The sequence below is a fragment of the Methylophilus sp. DMC14 genome (assembly GCF_056314085.1).
Map to the genome: position 1 here is coordinate 120,658 of NZ_JBQUZA010000003.1, position 17,345 is coordinate 138,002.

Here is a 17,345-nt window from a genome sequence, read left to right on the forward strand (position 1 = left end):
ACTCTCGGCCACGCAGCCCCCTCCATGAAATACACCCTCAGGCAACTGGAAATCTTTGTCGCGATTAGCCGCACCGGCAGCGTCTCCCGTGCCTGCGACCAGTTGGCCTTGTCGCAATCAGCCGCCAGCACCGCCCTGATCGAGCTGGAAAAGCAGTTTGATATCCAGTTGTTTGACCGGGTCGGCAAGTCTTTGCGCATCAATGAAGCGGGCCAGCAGCTGTTACCCAAGGCGGTCGAATTGCTGGACCGCGCGCGTGAAATCGAGCGCATGCTGCAGGGGCAGCAGGGCTACGGCCACCTCAAGATTGGCGCGACGCTGACCGTGGGCAATTATCTGGTGACCTTGCTGGTGGCCAAGTTCTTGCAGCAGTATCCACAAAGCCACATCCAGTTGCAGGTGCAGAATACGCGAACCATCGTCGAGCAGATTGCCAACCACACCCTGGATTTGGGTATGATAGAAGGAGAGTGCAATCATCCCGATATTGCGGTGGCGCCCTGGATTGCCGATGAGCTGGTCATTTTTGCTGCGCCCACGCATCCGTTGGCACTGTGGGCACAAAGCGGCAAACCCATCCACAAAGCGGATTTACTGCTACAGCCCTGGATCGTGCGCGAGAAGGGCTCAGGCACGCGCGAGACCTTTGACCGCGCCTTTAAACAGGATTATTCAAAACTCAATATTACGCTGGAGCTGGAACATACCGAGGCGATCAAGCGCGCGGTAGAATCCGGCCTTGGCATTGGCTGTATTTCGCGGCTGGCCCTCAAGGATGCATTCAGGCGCGGCAGCCTGGTGCCGATTGAGAACCACGGCTTGCAATTTCACCGCAATTTTTATTTTTTATGGCACAGGCAAAAATACCAGACCGGTGGCATTCGACAGTTTCTGGCGTTCTGCCAGGCGTTTACCCAAGGGGCGACGCGTAGCGACCTGATCGATATCCCGGCCATTGCCTGACGAAGGAGCAAAGATGGAAAGAGATGTTATGGAGTACGATGTGCTGATTGTGGGGGCAGGCCCGGCGGGCTTGTCCGCAGCCATCCGTCTCAAACAACTGGCGCAGGCGCAAGGCCAGGAGCTGGGCGTGTGTGTCCTGGAAAAAGGCGCCGAAGTCGGTAGCCATATTTTCTCTGGTGCCGTGCTGGACCCGAAAGCCCTGCAGGAGTTGTTCCCTGACTGGCAGGCCTTGGGCGCGCCGCTTAATACCGCCGTCGATAAAGATACCTTTGTGGTGCTGGGTGAAGAAAATGCCTGGGCCATGCCGGAGTGGTCACTGCCGCCCTTGATGCGCAACCATGGCAATTACATCATCAGTCTGGGCGAAGTCTGCCGCTGGCTGGCGACGCAGGCAGAAGCACTGGGCGTAGAAATCTATACCGGGTTCTCTGCACAATCCCCCAGTTATGACGATCAAGGCCGCATGACTGGCGTGATTACCGGCGATATGGGCCTGGACAAGCAAGGCAATCCCACCGCCAACTACACCCCAGGCATCGAAATCCGCGCCAAATACACGCTGGTGGCCGAGGGGACACGTGGCTCACTGACCAAGCAGCTTGAAGCCCGTTATGGCTTGCGGGCAACGTCCAGCCCGGCCAAATACGGCATCGGCTTTAAAGAGGTTTGGCGTGTCAAACCCGAGTTGCATCAAAAAGGCCTGATCGAGCATACCTTGGGCTGGCCACTGGATGCCAGCACCGGTGGCGGTGGCTTTATTTATCACCATGGCGAAAACCTGGTGTCCGTGGGCTATGTGGTGCATCTGGATTACCGCAATCCGTATTTGTCCCCCTTTGACGTGTTCCAGACCTATAAAACCCATCCCAAGCTCAAGGCCTTGCTGCAAGACGGTAAACGCTTGAGCTATGGGGCGCGTGCCATTTCAGAGGGCGGGATACAGTCCTTGCCGGAAATGGCCTTCCCCGGCGGAGCCTTGCTGGGCTGCAGTGCAGGGCTGGTCAATGTGCCCAAAATCAAGGGCACGCATTACGCCATGAAGTCCGGCATGCTGGCGGCGGAAGCCGTGTTTGATGCCATCGCACAAGGCAGCCCGGAAGTGTTGAGTGCTTATCCGCAAAAACTGCGCGCCTCCTGGATCTGGCAAGAATTGTCTGCGGTGCGTAACGTCAAGCCTTATTTGTCCCGCTTTGGCACCTGGGGCGGCACCGTATTGGGTGGCGCCGAAATGTGGCTGTCCAGTTGGGGCGTGACCTTGCCGTGGACGCTCAAGCATGGCAGCGCAGACCATGCGACTTTGGCCGAGGCTGCCAATAGCCGTCCGCCTGTGTATGCCAAACCGGATGGCGTGTTGACCTTTGATAAACTGAGCTCGGTCAGCTTATGCAATATTTCGCACGATCACCAGCAACCGTGCCATTTGAAACTCGGCGTTGCGGATAGGGCCGTGCGTGTGAATCTGCCGAAATATGCCGGCCCAGAACAGCGCTATTGCCCGGCGGGGGTGTATGAGTTTGTGGAGCAGGCCGGAGAAAAGGCCTTGCAGATCAACGCGCAGAATTGCATCCATTGCAAAACCTGTGACATAAAAGACCCAACGCAGAATATTAATTGGGTACCGCCGGAAGGGGGCAGTGGGCCGAATTATGTTTCGCAGTAATTAAGCGAAGCTACCTTACCTGAATGGATCCTTGGATGGCTTATACGACATCAAGTGGGCTAGGGTCGGATAGGATAGGTAAACTCATCTAGTAACGTTTTTTTCGCCTCTCGGCGAGTTACTTTCTGGTGCTTGTCCCCCAGAAAGTAACCAAAGAGGAGGACACCCAGCCATCACGGCCTACGGCTCCCTTGCGTTGCTCGACAAAGTGGGCGGCCATCGAAACTCGCCCTGACAAGCCACACACTTCGTGGCTTGTTGCGGAACTCGAACAGCCGATGGCCGACATCCCCCACTTCGTCTGTGCTACTCAGCGTGATGGGATGGGACTCATCTCATCTAACTCACACTGGTAAAGTTTGAACCGTTCAAAAAAATCATTCTTTTGTTAAATCCAATGATGCTGTTACTCGCATGGTTTTCGGGGTCCCCATCTGCCGCGCCGAGTAGCTCAGACCAAATAAGATGAAGCGAGCGGCTGTTCGAATCCCGCGGTGGCCTGCGATGTGTGCAGGCAGCTAGGATGAGTTCTGCGAGCGCTTATGCCTAAGTCCGGCAAAGCAACGGACGAAAGTCCTAAACTGAGCAACGCAGGAAACAAGCGGAAGGTGGGGTGCACTTTCTTTTGGTTACTTTATCTTTGTGCAAGCTGCAAGCAAAGAAAAGTAACTCGCCTAGGGGCGAAATGAATGATTCATTAATCCTGTCAGCGCTTTAATAGCGACTCTAACAATCTGTGTCACTAAACAAAAGCAACTGAGCCAAGAAGAGAATTTTTTAATTATTCTAGAAAATGGCCCTGTCGGCGTGTAATGTGATCAACACAATGAACGTGCTATTTCTTCTGCGTCAGCGCAATAAATGCGGCAATCCACCCAATTGCAGTAGTACACAGCAAGATCAGCCCACCCACATGAACCAGATGAAAAGCCAACTGAAAATGGCTTTGATAGTTATTAGCCAGCAATTGCACCGGCTGCCGCAGGTTCCAGACAATGGCAAATAAGAGCACGACAGCTATCAGGCCACCGCCCAGGCCATAGGCGCCGCCCATATACAAAAACGGGCGCCGGATAAAGCTGTGCGTGGCGCCGATCAGGCGGCTGACTTCAATTTCGGCTTCATGCGTGAGAACCTGCATGCGCACAGTGTTGCTGATGACGGTAATCATGGCAATGCCGAGCAGACTGGCAAAAATAATGGCAATGCGTTTGCCCAGCTGCAGCATGGAATGCAGGCGTTCTATCCACACGCTATCAATGACGATTTCATCGACTTCTGGCCGGGTTTGCAGCAGGGTTTGTACCGGTTTGACGGTGGCAGGCTGTGTATCCGTCAAGGTAATGAACACGGCATCGGGCAGCGGATTTTGCGGCAAATCGACTAGCAAGTTTTTTTGCGAAAACTGCTGGGACAGTTGCTCGATAGCATCTTCTTTGGACACATAACGCACTTCTTTGACCTGTGGCAGGCCTTGTGTATCGTTGATCAGGCGTTGAATCAGGTTGCTGGGGGTCGCCGGTTTGAAAAAGACGCTGATTTGCGCATCCTGCTTGATGGCGCCAGACATGTCCTGCAAGTTATCCAGCGCGACAAACAGCAGGCCGGGCAGGGTGACGGTAATACCGATCACCATGCAGATAATCAGTGTATTGAGCCAGTGATTTTTTAAACGCTGCAAGACCAGGTCTAAGGCCAGCGTGTGTTGGTTAAGCCAGTTTTTCATGCACTCATTCTCATAACATGGCCGTCTGTGCAGGCAGGGTGCTAATGGTTTGATGGTCGATATGCAGTGTACGGTAAGCGATGCTGCTGACTTGGGCGACATCGTGCATGGCAATCACCACGGTCACGCCCACTTCATTAAAGGCTTTGAGTAACTGCATGATTTCAAGCGAGGCCGTCTGATCAAGGCCGCCGGTCGGTTCATCGGCAATCACAATCGAGGGGCGGCTGACCACGGCGCGCGCAATGGCGAGCCGTTGTTGCTCGCCGCCGGACAAGGTGATCGGCATGGCTTTTTCTTTATTGAGCAAGCCGACTTTATCCAGCGCAGCCCGCACGCGGCGAGCAGCCTCTTCGCCGGTGATGCCCTGAATGCTGAGCGGCAAGGCCACGTTGTCAAAGCTGTTGCGGTCGTAGAGCAGTTTGTGGTCCTGAAACACCAGGCCAAAGCGGCGACGCAAATAGGGCACGGCATTGGGATGCAGTTTGCCGATATCCTGCTGATTAATCAGAATCTGGCCGCTAGAAGGCGCTTCAATGCCCGCCATCAATTTAAGCAGGGTGCTTTTGCCTGCGCCAGAGTGGCCGGTGACGAGCACGAAATCGCCTTTGTCTATATTGAAGCTGACCTGGCGGAACAGGTGTGCGCTATTGGGGTAGCGCATGCTGACGTTTTTAAACACAATCATGGCTAGTCATCAATCAAGGCGTCGATAAAGTCATGGGCGTCAAACGGGCGCAGGTCATCAATACTTTCCCCCACGCCAATAAAACGCACCGGAATCTTACTTGCCGATTGCTGGCTCAGGTGCGCAATCGCGGCAATGACGCCGCCTTTGGCGGTGCCATCCAGCTTGGTTAAGGCCAGGCCAGTGACACCGAGCGCCTCGTTAAAGGCTTTTAACTGGTTGACTGCGTTCTGGCCGGTGTTGGCATCCAGCACCAGCAAAATTTCGTGTGGCGCACCAGGCAAGGCTTTGTCGATGACACGCTGCACTTTTTTAATCTCATCCATCAGGTGCAATTGCGTGGGCAAGCGGCCTGCGGTATCGGCGATGACCACGTCGATTTTTCTGGCCATGGCCGAGTTCACCGCATCGTAAATCACTGCCGCCGGGTCGCCACTCTCTGAGGCAATGACGTGCACATCGTTGCGCTCGCCCCACACCTGCAACTGTTCTCGGGCAGCGGCCCTAAACGTATCCCCTGCGGCAATCAGCACGCTTTTGCCCTGGGCCTGCAAATACTTGGCCAGTTTGCCAATAGTGGTGGTTTTGCCAGCGCCATTCACGCCGACCATCATCATCACAAATGGCTGGTGATCCTTGACCTCTAGCGGCACTTGCAAGGGCGTCAGCAGGTCAAGCAGCGTGTCTTTCAACGCCTGTTTCAGTGCAATGGTGTCTTGCAGATCATGCTTTTTGACACGGCTGCGCAGTTGTTCGAGCAGGTGCTGGGTGGCACTGACGCCGACATCCGAAGTTAGCAGGATAGTTTCTAGTTCTTCGTAAATGTCTTCATCAATCTTGCCACCGCCAAACAAGGCGCTTAACTGCCCGCCCAGCTGCTGACGGGTTTTGGCCAGCCCGTTTTTGAGACGCTGCGCCCAGCTCAGGCTGGTCGGTTCAGGTTGGGCAGGCGTCGCTGGTTCGGATTTTTTGGCGAAAGGATTAAACATGGCAATCTAAAACTCTGTAATATGACTATTTTAAGCCGAATCGACGTTTCCCGCCACGTCAAGCTGAGCACTTGAGTCGCCAGGCCTCCGAACTTAGTCCGCGCTGTGTCGGTCACATGCAAGGCGATACACATCAAGCTAAAAACAACCTATTCATCATTCATAAAGTCAGACATGAAAAAATCTTATTCTTTTGCGCGCTTGCCACGATTGGGGCTGTGCCTGGTCCTGCTGATGAGCGCTCATGCCGCGCAAGCACAGGCAGAGATTGCGCAGAAAACCCTTAAAAACGGACTCAAAGTCATTGTGCAGGAAGACCATCGAGCGCCCGTCGTTGTTTCGCAAGTCTGGTATCGCGCCGGTTCGCTGGATGAAGTCAATGGCAAAACCGGGGTTGCCCATGTGCTGGAACACATGATGTTTAAAGGCACGCAAAAAGTTCCGGCCGGGCAGTTTTCCCGCCAGATTGCGGCTGCGGGCGGTAAAGAAAATGCCTTTACCAGCAAAGATTACACCTGTTATTTCCAGCAGCTGGAAAAATCACGCTTGCCGCTGGCCTTTACGCTGGAAGCAGACCGCATGGCCCATTTGCAGATTACCGATGCCGAGTTTGCCAAAGAGATTGAGGTGGTGAAAGAGGAACGCCGCTGGCGTACTGAAGACAAGCCGCAATCACGTGTCAACGAACAATTTGAATCTTCGGTCTATCGTGCCCATCCTTATGGCCGCCCGGTGGTCGGCTTTATGAATGATCTTGAAAATATGACTGCTGATGATGCCCGTGAGTGGTACCGCACCTGGTATGCGCCGAATAATGCCACAGTGGTGGTGGTCGGTGACGTCAAGGCGCAGGAGGTGTTTGCGCTGGCTGAAAAAAACTTTGGCAAACTGGCTGCCAAGCCTTTACCTGTGCGTAAGCCGCAGGTGGAGCCCGCCCAGATTGGTGAGCGCCGGGCCATTGTGAAGGCGCCAGCCAAGCTGCCCTTTTTTGTGATGGGGTTTCACGCGCCCGCGCTCAAAAATGCGGCGGCTTACAGCGAGCAGGACTGGGAGCCTTATGCGCTTGAAGTGTTGTCCAGCATTCTGAGTGGCAATGATGCGTCACGCCTCAACCAGAAACTGGTGCGTGAGCAGGCGATTGCGCTTGAAATTGACACGGGGTATGACAGTACCAACCGCGGTCAAACCTCGACATTTGAGGTGGCGGCCTCGCCAAGTGAAGGCGTCTCGCAAGAGGCGCTGATCAAGGCGATCTGGGCACAAATTGAAGAAGTCAAAAACAACGGCGTCACGCCGGCTGAGCTGCATCGAGTGAAAGCCGCGGTCATTGCCGCCGATGTCTACAAACGTGACTCCATGTTTTATCAGGCCATGCAGATCGGCCAGCTGGAAACCATGCATTACCCTTTATCCTTGCTGCAAACCAATGCCTCACGCGTGCAGGCGGTCACCTCTGAACAAGTGCAGGCCGTGGCCAAAAAATATCTGGTCGCAGACCAAATGACGCTGGTCAGCCTGGACCCACAACCGATGGATCCTAACCAGAAGCCCGCCGGTCGGCCGCATCAACATTAATCCGTTCTTCGAACGTTTGATTTGGGAATTTCATGAAAGTCGTTACTTTATTTAAACACCGGGTATTCAACACGGTCTTGTTGATCAGCCTGCTGCAAGGCTATGCCAGCCTGGCGTGCGCCGCACTGAATATTCAGCACTGGACCACCGCGGAGGGCAGCGAAGTCTATTTTGTTGAAAATCATGCCTTGCCCATGATGGATGTCAGCATCAATTTTCGTGCAGGCAGCGCTTATGACCAGCCAGAAAGCAGTGGCGCCGCCGCGTTAACCCATCATGTGATGGGTATGGCCGCGGGCGGGTTGGCAGAGGAAACGCTGACTAACCGCTTTGCCGATGTGGGCGCGGTGTTGGGGGGCAGTTTTGATGCAGACCGCGCCAGCTTCAAGTTACGTACTTTGACCAGCGAACAGCAGGCCGCACTGGACGCGTTTACGCTGGTGTTACACCAGCCGGATTTTCCTGAAGCCGTCGTGAGCCGTGAGCAAACCCGTATTGTGGCCGCGTTGCAAGAGGCCGAAACGGAGCCGGATAGCATTGCGCAAAAAGCCTTTATGCAGGCGGTGTACGGCATGCATCCTTACAGCCTGGATCAAAACGGTGAAGTGGGTACGGTGCCATCGCTGACGGTGAGCCAGTTGCGGCAGTTTTATCAAAGCCACTATACGGCAAAGTCTGCCGTGATCGCCCTGATGGGGGATCTGACCCCGGATCAGGCCCGGCAGATTGCGCAGCGTCTGAGTGCTGGTCTGCCAGCAGGACCTGCGGTGGCCGATATCCCCGCCGTGCCAGCGTTGTCTGCGCCTAAACTGAAAAAAGTGCCGCATCCTGCCATGCAGGCACACATCCTGGTTGGCCAGCCTGGCAATAAGCGCGGCGATGCGGATTTCTTTGCGCTGTATGTGGGTAACTATATTTTGGGCGGCGGTGGTTTTGTGTCACGTCTGACCGAGGAAGTCCGTGAAAAACGCGGTCTGGCGTATAGCGTGTATAGCTACTTTATGCCCATGAGCCAGTTGGGACCGTTCCAGATCGGGCTGCAAACCAAAAAAGAGCAAAGTGAAGAAGCGCTCAAGCTGGTGATGGCCACCGTACAGAAATTTGTCGATCAAGGCGTAACAGAAAAGGAACTGGCTGCGGCCAAGGATAACCTGATTGGTGGTTTTCCCATGCGTATAGACAGTAATAGCAAGATTCTCGAGTACCTGAACATGATCGGCTTTTACAAGTTGCCGCTGGATTACCTGGATAGCTTTAATGACAAGGTCACAGCCGTCACTGTGCAACAGGTGAATGATGCGTTCAAGCGCCGCATCCATCCTGAGCATTTTGCCACCGTGATCGTTGGAGCGGAATAACAAAAAGCCGGCAGTTTGCCGGCTTTTGCTTTTCTGTCTGATGCGGTGAGCGGGATCAGATTAAGCCATGCGCTTTTTTCTCGCCAGCCAGTAGTATAAAAAGGCCCCCAGCAGGTTTAAAAAGAAAATCACCAGAAACCATACCAGCTTGTCTTCACTTTGATTGGCCAGGCAATCAATCAGCATCCATACCCAAAACAGTGACAGCGCCAGCGCGATCACGCCGCCCAGCAGACCAAAGCCAAATAAGAACTCCATAGCAATATTCCTTGATGAATTAACGAAATCATAACACGATGACTTGGGTGCACCCTCGGTTTAGCGCAGGCCATGGGTAGTCGGGGTGCAAAATCTGGGATAATGCTGCTTTATTTATTCGAATCAACCACCGCTCATGAATCAGGTACGATTGAATGCCGGGAAATGGCGTAGCCGTGTGCTCAAGTTTCCCGATGCCGAAGGGCTACGCCCGACGCCAGACCGCGTGCGGCAAACCGTCTTTAACTGGCTGGGCCAGGACTTGACAGGCAAAACCTGCCTGGATTTGTTTGCGGGGACCGGCGCCTTGGGGTTTGAAGCGCTGTCTCGCAATGCCAAAGCGGTCACCATGCTCGAATTGGCCAAAGCGCCTTATGCGGCTTTGTGCCAGAACCAGCGTTTGCTGGAGGCGACCCAGGCCCGCATCCAGCAAATGGATGCCAGAACTTTTCTGAGCAGCAATCAACAGCCGTTTGACGTGATTTTTTGTGACCCGCCGTATCGCCAGGACTGGCTGGCGCAATTGTTGCCCGTGCTGCCCAGACATTTGGCGCCTGAAGGCTGGCTATATGTTGAGGCCGAATATGCGTTAAAATCCGATGCATGCTGGCAGGTGGTCAAATCGGGCAAAGCGGGTCAGGTCTATTTTCACCTGCTGCAACCCGCGTCAGCCGATGCGGCTGCTGGCACGGATTAAGGCAATCAAGTCAGCGGCAGCCAGCAACGACACAACGACGATTACGGAAGCAAGCGATGAGTAAAACCAGAATTGCCGTCTATCCAGGCACCTTTGATCCCATCACCCTGGGGCATGAGGATATTGTGCGCAGGGCGGCCAAGCTGTTTGACCAGGTGATTGTGGCGGTGGCTGGCAGCACCAGCAAACAAACCTTGTTCAGCCTGCAAGAGCGGGTTGCGCTGGCAGAGTCGGTGTTTGCAGGCGATAACATCCGTGTGGTCGGCTTTGACGGTTTGCTCATGCAGTTTGTGCAGGCGCAGGGCGGGCAGATGGTGATCCGTGGCCTGCGTGCGGCCAGTGATTTTGAATATGAGTTTCAGTTGGCGGGCATGAACCGCAAGCTCTATCCCAAACTGGAAACCCTGTTCATGACCCCGGCGGAAGAGTTCATGTTTATTTCCTCCAGCCTGGTGCGTGAAGTGGCGCGCCTGGGAGGCGATGTGAACCAGTTTGTCTCACCTGGCGTCGAACGGGCAATCAAGCAAAAACTGGCGATCACCTGAGTGATGGCGCCTCTGTAGCGATATAAAGAAAATCATGGCTTTATTTATTACCGATGAATGTATTAACTGCGATGTGTGCGAGCCCGTGTGTCCGAATGAAGCCATCTCGCAAGGCGCAGAAATTTATGAAATCAACCCCGACTTGTGTACCGAATGCGTCGGCCATTACGATAAACCGCAATGTCAGCAGGTCTGCCCGATCAGCTGCATTCCGCTAGACCCTGAGCGGCGCGAAACCAAGGAGCAATTGCTGGAGAAATATCAGCGCATTGTTGCCACGCGGGGTTAAGCCGAGTGGACCGGTTACGTCCACAACAGATTAAAAAAATCAGAGATCAAGGAGATATCAATGCGGATTTTACATACCATGTTGCGCGTGGGCGATATGCAACGTTCCATCGACTTTTATACTGGCGTACTGGGCATGAAGTTAATCCGTACCCAGGATTATCCTGACGGCGAGTTTACACTGGCGTTTGTCGGCTATGGTAACGAGTACGACCACACCGTGCTGGAGCTCACCTACAACTACGGCAAAACCACTTATGACATGGGCACCGCCTATGGTCATATGGCGATTGAGGTGGACGATGCCTATCAAGCCTGTGAGCTGGTCAAGGCCAAGGGCGGCAAAGTGGTGCGCGAGGCGGGGCCGATGAAACACGGCACCATCGTCATTGCCTTTATCGAAGACCCGGACGGCTATAAAATCGAATTTATCCAGAAAGGGACGATTGAATATCCCAAGCATGTCTAACCGGACATTGTTATTGCAGGCAGTGAAGCTGGCGCAAGCCGGAGACTGGCATGGCGCACATCAGATTGCGCAGGCGTACAGTGACCCCACTGCCAACTGGATACATGCGGTATTGCATAAAATAGAAGGTGACCGTTGGAATAGTGAATACTGGTATGCCAGAACCGGCGGTCATCAGTATGCAGATTTTGACAGCGACAGCGCGGCAGAGCTCGACGCGATTGCCCGCTGGCTGACGCCAGAATAGCGCTTATTTTACTTGTGCTCTTCGTCGCTGCCCTGGCGACCCGCCGTAAAAATGCCCCACAGTGATTGCGTAAACAAGCCGATCACGGTCCCAAACAGGAATAGTAGCAAGCCGATGATCAGGCACATCAGCAGCAAAAAGCCATCCTGCAGCCAAACGCTCTGCGCGGCCAACGACTGCCAGACGGACAGGATTTGTGCCATCCAATGATCGAGATTGATGCATTTCATCTGTCTATTATGCCTCAGGAAATCGAGTGTGATGCATAGTCGTGGCGTCTTTGCTAGTGCAAATTTCCGCAAAACATCCATCAAACTGTGCGGCCTTGCCGTTTCAGGGCCTAATGGAAAGTCTGGGTTAAACGCGACTGTTGCCCATGTGATTCGAGGCCCAAATCGGTGCACCGGTTTGCCTGTTGGCAGTGCATGGGAACAGCATCGTCTGACCGGCTTGAGTTTCGTTTCTTCCAATGCTCTGATTTTAAAGTAAAAAAATCTTTTTTTTAGATGGCCTGCTTGTTGCTAGGGATAACCTAAGCTAGAGGAGAGGCATCATGATAAAAAAACTTGCAGCCGACGCCATGCTAACTGCGGAAATGCGGCTGTCCAACAATATTCAGTTGTTAGGTGATTTACTTGATCAGGCCATTCTGGAGGTGGAGGGCGAAGCGGTTGCGCAGAAAATTGCCGCCATCCGGCAAGCCGCTTTGCGTTTTCACCAGAATCATGACCAGCAGGCTTCGTTAGATCTTGAGCAGTTGCTCGCTGACCTGAGTCTGGAGCATACGGTGCGCGTGGTGCGTGCACTGGCTTATTTCAAACATCTGGTGAATTTGGCCGAAGATCTTTACGGACAGGAACTCGGTCATTGCCAGCAAAATACACCTGCGCCTGGCATGCTGTCGCACACGCTGGCACAAATCAAGGCCTCTGGCATCGCGCCGCAAAAAATCCAGCAACTGTTGCAAGACGCCCTGATATCACCAGTGCTGACTGCGCATCCGACCGAGGTGCAGCGTAAAAGTGTGCTAGACATTGAGCAACTGATTGCGGAGTTGCTGGGACAGCGTGGGCACATGGTGTCTGAGCGCCAACTGGCGCGCAACAAGCTATTGTTGCAAGGCGCGGTGTCGGCCTTGTGGCAAACCCGCATGATGCGCTACTCCAAGCTCAGTGTACTCAATGAGATTGAAAACGCACTGACCTATTACGAAAGTACCTTCTTACATGTGATCCCTGAAATCCTGCAGGATATCGAGCGCGACCTGGCAGATTGGCTGCCCGGCATGGACTTGCCAGGTATTTTGCGCATGGGTAGCTGGATTGGTGGCGACCGTGACGGCAACCCGTTTGTGAATGGCACCACCTTGCGCGATAGTGTGCGCCTGCAGGCCACCACCTTGTTCAAGTTCTATCTGCAAGAGCTGGCCGCGCTCAAGCGCGAGCTGGCTGTGTCCACGCGCGTGGTTGGTGTGGATGAGGCAGTGTTGGCCTTGGCGAAAGCTTCGCGCGACCAGTCATCGCATCGGCTGGATGAACCCTACCGGCTCGCGCTCAATGGCGTGCATGACCGTTTGCTGGTGACCGCCAGCCATTTGCTACCCGATGCCAGCTGGCGTTTGCCGGAAGAAGTCGGCAACGAGCCTTACGAAGATCCTGAGGCATTGCTGCACGCCTTGCAGACTATTGCCGATTCTTTGCGCCGTCACCATGGCGAGGCCTTGATTTATCCGCGGCTGGGCAAGCTGATTAAAGCCATCGTCACGTTTGGGTTTCATTTGGCCACCGTCGATATCCGCCAGTCCTCTGACGTGCATGAAGCGGTGATTAGCGAGCTGTTACATAAGGCGGGCTACGATTTTGACTACGCCAGTTTTAACGAGGAAGAGAAAATCGGCCTTTTGCTCGAAGAACTGAAGCAACCGCGACTGCTGTTTTCGCCTTTCCAGCAATATTCCGAGCTGGTGCACAAGGAAATCGGCGTGCTGGAAGCCGTACGCGAGGTGCGCGAGCGCTTTGGTGAGCATGCGGTACGCCAGTATATTATTTCGCACACTGAAACCTTGTCTGACCTGCTGGAAGTGGCCTTGCTGCAACGTGAGGCTGGCTTGTTGCGCGGCGTGTGGGGCTCGGCCAATATTCAGGTCGATCTGAATATCGTGCCACTGTTTGAAACCATTGCCGACTTGCGCGACGCGCCCATGATCATGGGCAAATGGCTGAGCCTGATCGGCATCCGGCATGTGATCCGTTTCCAGGGCAATGAGCAGGAAGTCATGCTGGGCTATTCGGACAGCAACAAGGATGGCGGTTTTTTGACCTCGAACTGGGAGTTGTATAAAGCGGAAATTTCGCTGGTGGAACTGTTTAACCAGGCCAACGTCAAGTTGCGCCTGTTCCATGGCCGTGGCGGCACGGTTGGCCGTGGCGGCGGCCCGACCTATCAGGCCATCATGGCGCAACCCATCGGCACCGTCGATGGCCAGATTCGCCTGACCGAACAGGGCGAAATCATCTCCACGCGTTATGCAGACCCGGTGGTCGGCCGCCAGCATCTGGAAACCCTGATTGCGGCGACGCTGGATGCTACTTTGTTCCCGGCCGACCAGCTGGAGCCCGCCAAACGGCGTGCGTTTGAAAGCGTGATGGAAGCCCTCTCAGCCACCGCGATGACCAGCTACCGTAGCCTGGTTTATGAAACCCCGGGCTTTGCCGATTACTTTTTCAATACCACGCCGATTGAGGAAATTGCCGGACTAAATCTGGGCAGCCGGCCCGCTGCGCGCAAATCGACGCGACGGATTGAGGATTTAAGGGCGATTCCGTGGGGATTCTCATGGGGGCAGTGCCGCTTGCTGCTGCCAGGCTGGTATGGTCTGGGTAGTGCCATTCATCAGTTTTTAGCGCACGACCCAGCCTTGAAGCAGGCACGTCTGGAAATGTTGCTGGAGATGCAGGCACACTGGCCGTTGTTTAATACCCTGATCAACAACGTCGATATGGTGCTGGCCAAAACCGACCTAATCGTGGCGCGCCATTATGCCCATTTGCTGGCTGACAAGGCCTTGCGCGAAGAAATTTTCAGCCGCATTGCGCACGAACACAAACTGACCACCGACGCGGTCAATCTGCTGCTGGGCACCACGCAACGTCTGGCCACTCAGCCGGTGATCGCCAAATCCATCCGCGACCGCTTGCCCTATCTGGATCCGCTTAATCACTTGCAGGTAGAAATGATACAGCGTTACCGCAATGGCGAAACTGATGAAAAACTCAAGTGGGCCATTCCGCTGACCATTAATGGCATTGCTACCAGTTTGCGCAATACAGGTTAAGGCCTGGTAGGCAGATACAACGCAGGACAAGCTGGGCTTGTCCTGCGGGGCGTCACTGCTTAGACAATGATGCTAAAACGCCAAGCGTTACATCATGCTAAGTGGGTATGGCACAGGCCTTAGTGGCGGTGTTTGTCTTCCCAGGCTTTGAGCTGTTTCTCGGCTTCATCCTTGGTGATGCCATAGCGTTCCTGGATTTTGCCTGCGACCTGGTCGCGTTTGCCTTCGATCACATCCAAGTCATCATTGGTCAGTTTTCCCCATTGTTCTTTGACTTTGCCTTTAAGCTGCTTCCAGTTGCCTTCGAAAATGTCTTTGTTCATCTCGAGTCTCCTATGATTACATTCTTGATTTAGATCGTTGTGTCAGTCGATGTACATGCCATCGACCTGAGTGCATCTTAAAGGCAAGCTTGCCCGGGTTCAGTCGGCCATGCCCGCATTTTTGGGTCGGATTTGGCTGACAAACTGTTGAGGGGCGCCTGGGTTGAGTTGCGCTTTCAATGTGGGCAGGTATCGCGATGCCATTAAAAGCTGTTAAGATGCGGCCATGAAGAATGACACCTTTTTCAGCGCGCTCGCGCGGCGCCTGCCTTATGAGTTTTGGATAGGCTGGCGCTATACACGCGCCAAACGCAACAATCACTTTATTTCGTTTATCTCCCTCACCAGCATGATAGGCATTGCCCTCGGTGTGATGGCCCTGATTGTCGTGTTGTCGGTCATGAACGGCTTTCAGGATGAGCTCAGAAAGCGCATTTTAGGCGTGGCTTCACATATTGAAGTGCGTAGCTTTGAAGCCGGTTTGCCGGACTGGCAGCATTTGCAGCAGCAGATAGAACAGATTCCGGCCAAGGCGGTTGCCAGCCCCATCACCGGTGTGGCGCCTTACATCATGGCGCAAGGCATGTTGACGCATGACGAAGCGGTGCAGGGCTTGCTGATTCGTGGCGTGTTACCTTCACAGGAAGGCAAAGTCTCTGACCTGGCAACCCAGATGAAAATTGGCAAGCTGACCGATTTGCAGCCAGGCCAATTCAATATTGTATTGGGGGCAGACCTGGCGCTGGCGCTAGGCGTGCGTGTTGGCGACAAGGTGGTGTTGATGGCGCCGCAAGGGCAGGTGACTCCGGCGGGACTGGTGCCACGCATCAAGCAATTTACTGTGGCCGGGATTTTTCAGGTTGGCATGTATGAGTATGATGCGGGCCTGGCCTTGATTCATTTGGACGATGCGGCCAAGCTCTACCGGCTGGGCGATCAGGTTTCTGGCTTGCGCCTCAAGCTGGATGACTTGTTTATGGCCGATCGCGTCAGCCGCGAGCTGATACAGGCACTGGGACCCAACTATTACGTTACTGACTGGACCCAGCAACATGCCAATTTCTTTAAGGCGATCCAGCTCGAAAAACGAGTGATGTTTATTATTTTGGCGCTGATCGTGGCGGTGGCAGCATTTAATATTGTCTCTACGCTGGTGATGGCGGTAACTGACAAACGTGCGGATATTGCCATCCTGCGCACCATGGGCGCAACCCCGCAAAGCATACGCAAAATGTTTGTGGTGCAAGGTGCGATGATAGGCATTATCGGCACCTTGTCGGGGGCGGTGCTGGGCGTGTTGCTGGCCCTCAATATCGAGACTGTGGTGCCCTGGATTGAACATACTTTCAATGTGCAGTTTTTGTCCAAAGACGTGTATTACATCAGTGATTTGCCTTCCAAGCTGATGTGGTCGGATGTGTCGGCGATTGTGGGCCTGTCTATCCTGCTCAGTCTGGTCGCGACCTTGTATCCCAGTGCCCGTGCGGCGAGTATGAATCCGGCGGAGGCCTTGCGTTATGAGTAATTGGGTATTGCAGTGCCAGGGCTTGGCCAAGCGTTATGAAGCGCTGGATACCTCGGTGCTGACCGGGGTCGACTTGCAACTGGCGGCAGGTGATCATGTGGCGATTGTTGGCGCTTCGGGCAGTGGTAAAAGTACCTTGTTGCATTTGCTGGGCGGTCTGGACGCGCCTACACATGGCGAGGTGCAGTGGTTGGGCAAGCCGTTAACCAGGCTCTCCGAAGCTGAAAAAAGTGCCATGCGTAACCAGTATCTGGGCTTTGTCTATCAGTTTCATCACTTGCTGCCCGAGTTCAGTGCGCTGGAAAATGTAGCCATGCCGCTACTGATTCGTCGCATGCCACGGGCACAAGCGCTAGAACAGGCTGCACATTATCTGACGCAGGTCGGTCTGGCGCATCGTCTGCAACATACCCCTGGTGAGTTGTCAGGCGGGGAGCGTCAGCGCGCGGCCCTGGCCCGTGCATTAGTCACGCAGCCACGCTGCATATTGGCCGATGAACCAACCGGCAACCTGGACCGGCAAACGGCACAACAAGTGTTTGAGTTGCTGTTGCAGATCCAGGCGCAACAGGGCACTGCGCTAGTGGTCGTCACCCATGATCTGTCGCTGGCGTCACGCATGCATCAGCAATATCGTTTGCAGGATGGGCGCTTGCAACCCCTGTTGCCAGACGCGCAAGGACTGGCTGACGAGTAGCCG

18 protein-coding genes are annotated in these 17,345 nt (G+C 54.3%); 12 read left to right on the forward strand and 6 right to left on the reverse strand.

The annotated features are described in order from the left end of the window. The first annotated feature begins 24 nt into the window (after positions 1 to 24). Both ACT53C_RS07470 and ACT53C_RS07475 read left to right on the forward strand, forming a co-directional pair. Positions 25 to 963, forward strand: coding sequence for a LysR family transcriptional regulator (locus ACT53C_RS07470; protein ID WP_194748345.1), 939 nt, complete (start codon positions 25 to 27; stop codon positions 961 to 963). A gap of 13 nt (positions 964 to 976) precedes the next feature. Then, complete coding sequence (locus ACT53C_RS07475) at positions 977 to 2,623, forward strand: electron transfer flavoprotein-ubiquinone oxidoreductase (protein ID WP_476145449.1); 1,647 nt, start codon at positions 977 to 979, stop codon at positions 2,621 to 2,623. Between the two features lie 835 nt (positions 2,624 to 3,458). Here ACT53C_RS07475 and ftsX read toward each other — a convergent pair. Genes ftsX through ftsY form a run of 3 tightly spaced genes read right to left on the reverse strand, consistent with a single transcriptional unit; the run spans position 3,459 to position 6,026 of the window. Beyond that, complete coding sequence (ftsX, locus tag ACT53C_RS07480; RefSeq protein ID WP_476145450.1) at positions 3,459 to 4,349, reverse strand: permease-like cell division protein FtsX; 891 nt, start codon at positions 4,347 to 4,349, stop codon at positions 3,459 to 3,461. 10 nt (positions 4,350 to 4,359) lie between these two features. Beyond that, a complete protein-coding gene (ftsE, locus tag ACT53C_RS07485) occupies positions 4,360 to 5,037 on the reverse strand; it encodes a cell division ATP-binding protein FtsE (protein ID WP_194748342.1) in 678 nt (225 codons plus the stop codon). Between the two features lie 2 nt (positions 5,038 to 5,039). Further along, the gene (ftsY, locus tag ACT53C_RS07490; RefSeq protein WP_194748341.1) at positions 5,040 to 6,026 is read right to left on the reverse strand and encodes a signal recognition particle-docking protein FtsY; all 987 of its coding nucleotides are present in this window, start codon (positions 6,024 to 6,026) and stop codon (positions 5,040 to 5,042) included. Positions 6,027 to 6,200: 174 nt separating this feature from the next. Here ftsY and ACT53C_RS07495 point away from each other — a divergent pair, with 174 nt between their 5' ends. Both ACT53C_RS07495 and ACT53C_RS07500 read left to right on the forward strand, forming a co-directional pair. Further along, positions 6,201 to 7,601, forward strand: a complete 1,401-nt coding sequence (locus tag ACT53C_RS07495; protein WP_476145451.1) for a M16 family metallopeptidase — start codon at positions 6,201 to 6,203, stop codon at positions 7,599 to 7,601. Between the two features lie 32 nt (positions 7,602 to 7,633). Next, positions 7,634 to 8,959: a M16 family metallopeptidase gene (locus tag ACT53C_RS07500; protein WP_476145452.1), complete on the forward strand. Its 1,326-nt coding sequence runs from the start codon at positions 7,634 to 7,636 to the stop codon at positions 8,957 to 8,959. A gap of 60 nt (positions 8,960 to 9,019) precedes the next feature. Here the strand turns inward: ACT53C_RS07500 and ACT53C_RS07505 are convergent, their stop codons facing one another. Continuing rightward, complete coding sequence (locus tag ACT53C_RS07505; RefSeq protein WP_194748338.1) at positions 9,020 to 9,217, reverse strand: PLDc N-terminal domain-containing protein; 198 nt, start codon at positions 9,215 to 9,217, stop codon at positions 9,020 to 9,022. A 136-nt stretch (positions 9,218 to 9,353) separates the two neighbouring features. Between ACT53C_RS07505 and rsmD the strand changes: the two genes are divergently transcribed. The 5 genes from rsmD to ACT53C_RS07530 are packed head-to-tail and all read left to right on the forward strand — an operon-like array spanning position 9,354 to position 11,463. After that, positions 9,354 to 9,914: a 16S rRNA (guanine(966)-N(2))-methyltransferase RsmD gene (gene rsmD, locus ACT53C_RS07510; protein ID WP_313986578.1), complete on the forward strand. Its 561-nt coding sequence runs from the start codon at positions 9,354 to 9,356 to the stop codon at positions 9,912 to 9,914. A gap of 56 nt (positions 9,915 to 9,970) precedes the next feature. After that, a complete protein-coding gene (gene coaD / locus ACT53C_RS07515) occupies positions 9,971 to 10,459 on the forward strand; it encodes a pantetheine-phosphate adenylyltransferase (protein ID WP_313986576.1) in 489 nt (162 codons plus the stop codon). Between the two features lie 34 nt (positions 10,460 to 10,493). Next, positions 10,494 to 10,748 (forward strand): YfhL family 4Fe-4S dicluster ferredoxin, encoded by a 255-nt coding sequence (locus ACT53C_RS07520; RefSeq protein WP_275356035.1) that lies wholly within the window; start codon positions 10,494 to 10,496, stop codon positions 10,746 to 10,748. A 60-nt stretch (positions 10,749 to 10,808) separates the two neighbouring features. Further along, positions 10,809 to 11,216, forward strand: a complete 408-nt coding sequence (gene gloA, locus ACT53C_RS07525) for a lactoylglutathione lyase (RefSeq protein WP_194748334.1) — start codon at positions 10,809 to 10,811, stop codon at positions 11,214 to 11,216. Further along, positions 11,209 to 11,463, forward strand: a complete 255-nt coding sequence (locus tag ACT53C_RS07530) for a hypothetical protein (RefSeq protein WP_476145453.1) — start codon at positions 11,209 to 11,211, stop codon at positions 11,461 to 11,463. Before gloA ends, ACT53C_RS07530 begins: the two co-directional genes overlap by 8 nt. A gap of 8 nt (positions 11,464 to 11,471) precedes the next feature. On the opposite strand, the gene ACT53C_RS07535 is transcribed toward ACT53C_RS07530, so the two are convergent. Next, the gene (locus ACT53C_RS07535; RefSeq protein WP_476145454.1) at positions 11,472 to 11,693 is read right to left on the reverse strand and encodes a hypothetical protein; all 222 of its coding nucleotides are present in this window, start codon (positions 11,691 to 11,693) and stop codon (positions 11,472 to 11,474) included. Between the two features lie 323 nt (positions 11,694 to 12,016). Here ACT53C_RS07535 and ppc point away from each other — a divergent pair, with 323 nt between their 5' ends. After that, a complete protein-coding gene (gene ppc / locus ACT53C_RS07540; RefSeq protein WP_476145455.1) occupies positions 12,017 to 14,797 on the forward strand; it encodes a phosphoenolpyruvate carboxylase in 2,781 nt (926 codons plus the stop codon). Between the two features lie 119 nt (positions 14,798 to 14,916). On the opposite strand, the gene ACT53C_RS07545 is transcribed toward ppc, so the two are convergent. After that, positions 14,917 to 15,120 (reverse strand): CsbD family protein, encoded by a 204-nt coding sequence (locus ACT53C_RS07545; protein WP_194748330.1) that lies wholly within the window; start codon positions 15,118 to 15,120, stop codon positions 14,917 to 14,919. A 226-nt stretch (positions 15,121 to 15,346) separates the two neighbouring features. On the opposite strand from ACT53C_RS07545, the gene ACT53C_RS07550 reads away from it, so the two are divergent. Both ACT53C_RS07550 and lolD read left to right on the forward strand, forming a co-directional pair. Continuing rightward, on the forward strand, positions 15,347 to 16,645 hold the full coding sequence (locus tag ACT53C_RS07550; RefSeq protein WP_194748329.1) for a lipoprotein-releasing ABC transporter permease subunit: 1,299 nt from the start codon (positions 15,347 to 15,349) through the stop codon (positions 16,643 to 16,645). Next, entirely contained in the window at positions 16,638 to 17,342 is a 705-nt protein-coding gene (gene lolD, locus ACT53C_RS07555; RefSeq protein WP_194748328.1) for a lipoprotein-releasing ABC transporter ATP-binding protein LolD, read from the forward strand. Before ACT53C_RS07550 ends, lolD begins: the two co-directional genes overlap by 8 nt. The last annotated feature ends 3 nt before the right edge of the window (positions 17,343 to 17,345 follow it).

Excerpts from the sequence above, each read along its gene's own strand:
- lolD (WP_194748328.1), top strand. The coding sequence starts at position 16,638 with ATGAGTAATTGGGTATTGCAGTGCCAGGGCTTGGCCAAGCGTTATGAA.
- ppc (WP_476145455.1), top strand. The coding sequence starts at position 12,017 with ATGATAAAAAAACTTGCAGCCGACGCCATGCTAACTGCGGAAATGCGG.
- ACT53C_RS07500 (WP_476145452.1), top strand. The coding sequence starts at position 7,634 with ATGAAAGTCGTTACTTTATTTAAACACCGGGTATTCAACACGGTCTTG.
- ACT53C_RS07530 (WP_476145453.1), top strand. The coding sequence starts at position 11,209 with ATGTCTAACCGGACATTGTTATTGCAGGCAGTGAAGCTGGCGCAAGCC.
- ACT53C_RS07470 (WP_194748345.1), top strand. The coding sequence starts at position 25 with ATGAAATACACCCTCAGGCAACTGGAAATCTTTGTCGCGATTAGCCGC.
- ftsE (WP_194748342.1), bottom strand. The coding sequence starts at position 5,037 with ATGATTGTGTTTAAAAACGTCAGCATGCGCTACCCCAATAGCGCACAC.
- ACT53C_RS07505 (WP_194748338.1), bottom strand. The coding sequence starts at position 9,217 with ATGGAGTTCTTATTTGGCTTTGGTCTGCTGGGCGGCGTGATCGCGCTG.
- ftsY (WP_194748341.1), bottom strand. The coding sequence starts at position 6,026 with ATGTTTAATCCTTTCGCCAAAAAATCCGAACCAGCGACGCCTGCCCAA.
- ACT53C_RS07520 (WP_275356035.1), top strand. The coding sequence starts at position 10,494 with ATGGCTTTATTTATTACCGATGAATGTATTAACTGCGATGTGTGCGAG.
- coaD (WP_313986576.1), top strand. The coding sequence starts at position 9,971 with ATGAGTAAAACCAGAATTGCCGTCTATCCAGGCACCTTTGATCCCATC.
- ACT53C_RS07545 (WP_194748330.1), bottom strand. The coding sequence starts at position 15,120 with ATGAACAAAGACATTTTCGAAGGCAACTGGAAGCAGCTTAAAGGCAAA.
- ACT53C_RS07550 (WP_194748329.1), top strand. The coding sequence starts at position 15,347 with ATGAAGAATGACACCTTTTTCAGCGCGCTCGCGCGGCGCCTGCCTTAT.
- ACT53C_RS07475 (WP_476145449.1), top strand. The coding sequence starts at position 977 with ATGGAAAGAGATGTTATGGAGTACGATGTGCTGATTGTGGGGGCAGGC.
- rsmD (WP_313986578.1), top strand. The coding sequence starts at position 9,354 with ATGAATCAGGTACGATTGAATGCCGGGAAATGGCGTAGCCGTGTGCTC.
- gloA (WP_194748334.1), top strand. The coding sequence starts at position 10,809 with ATGCGGATTTTACATACCATGTTGCGCGTGGGCGATATGCAACGTTCC.
- ftsX (WP_476145450.1), bottom strand. The coding sequence starts at position 4,349 with ATGAAAAACTGGCTTAACCAACACACGCTGGCCTTAGACCTGGTCTTG.
- ACT53C_RS07535 (WP_476145454.1), bottom strand. The coding sequence starts at position 11,693 with ATGAAATGCATCAATCTCGATCATTGGATGGCACAAATCCTGTCCGTC.
- ACT53C_RS07495 (WP_476145451.1), top strand. The coding sequence starts at position 6,201 with ATGAAAAAATCTTATTCTTTTGCGCGCTTGCCACGATTGGGGCTGTGC.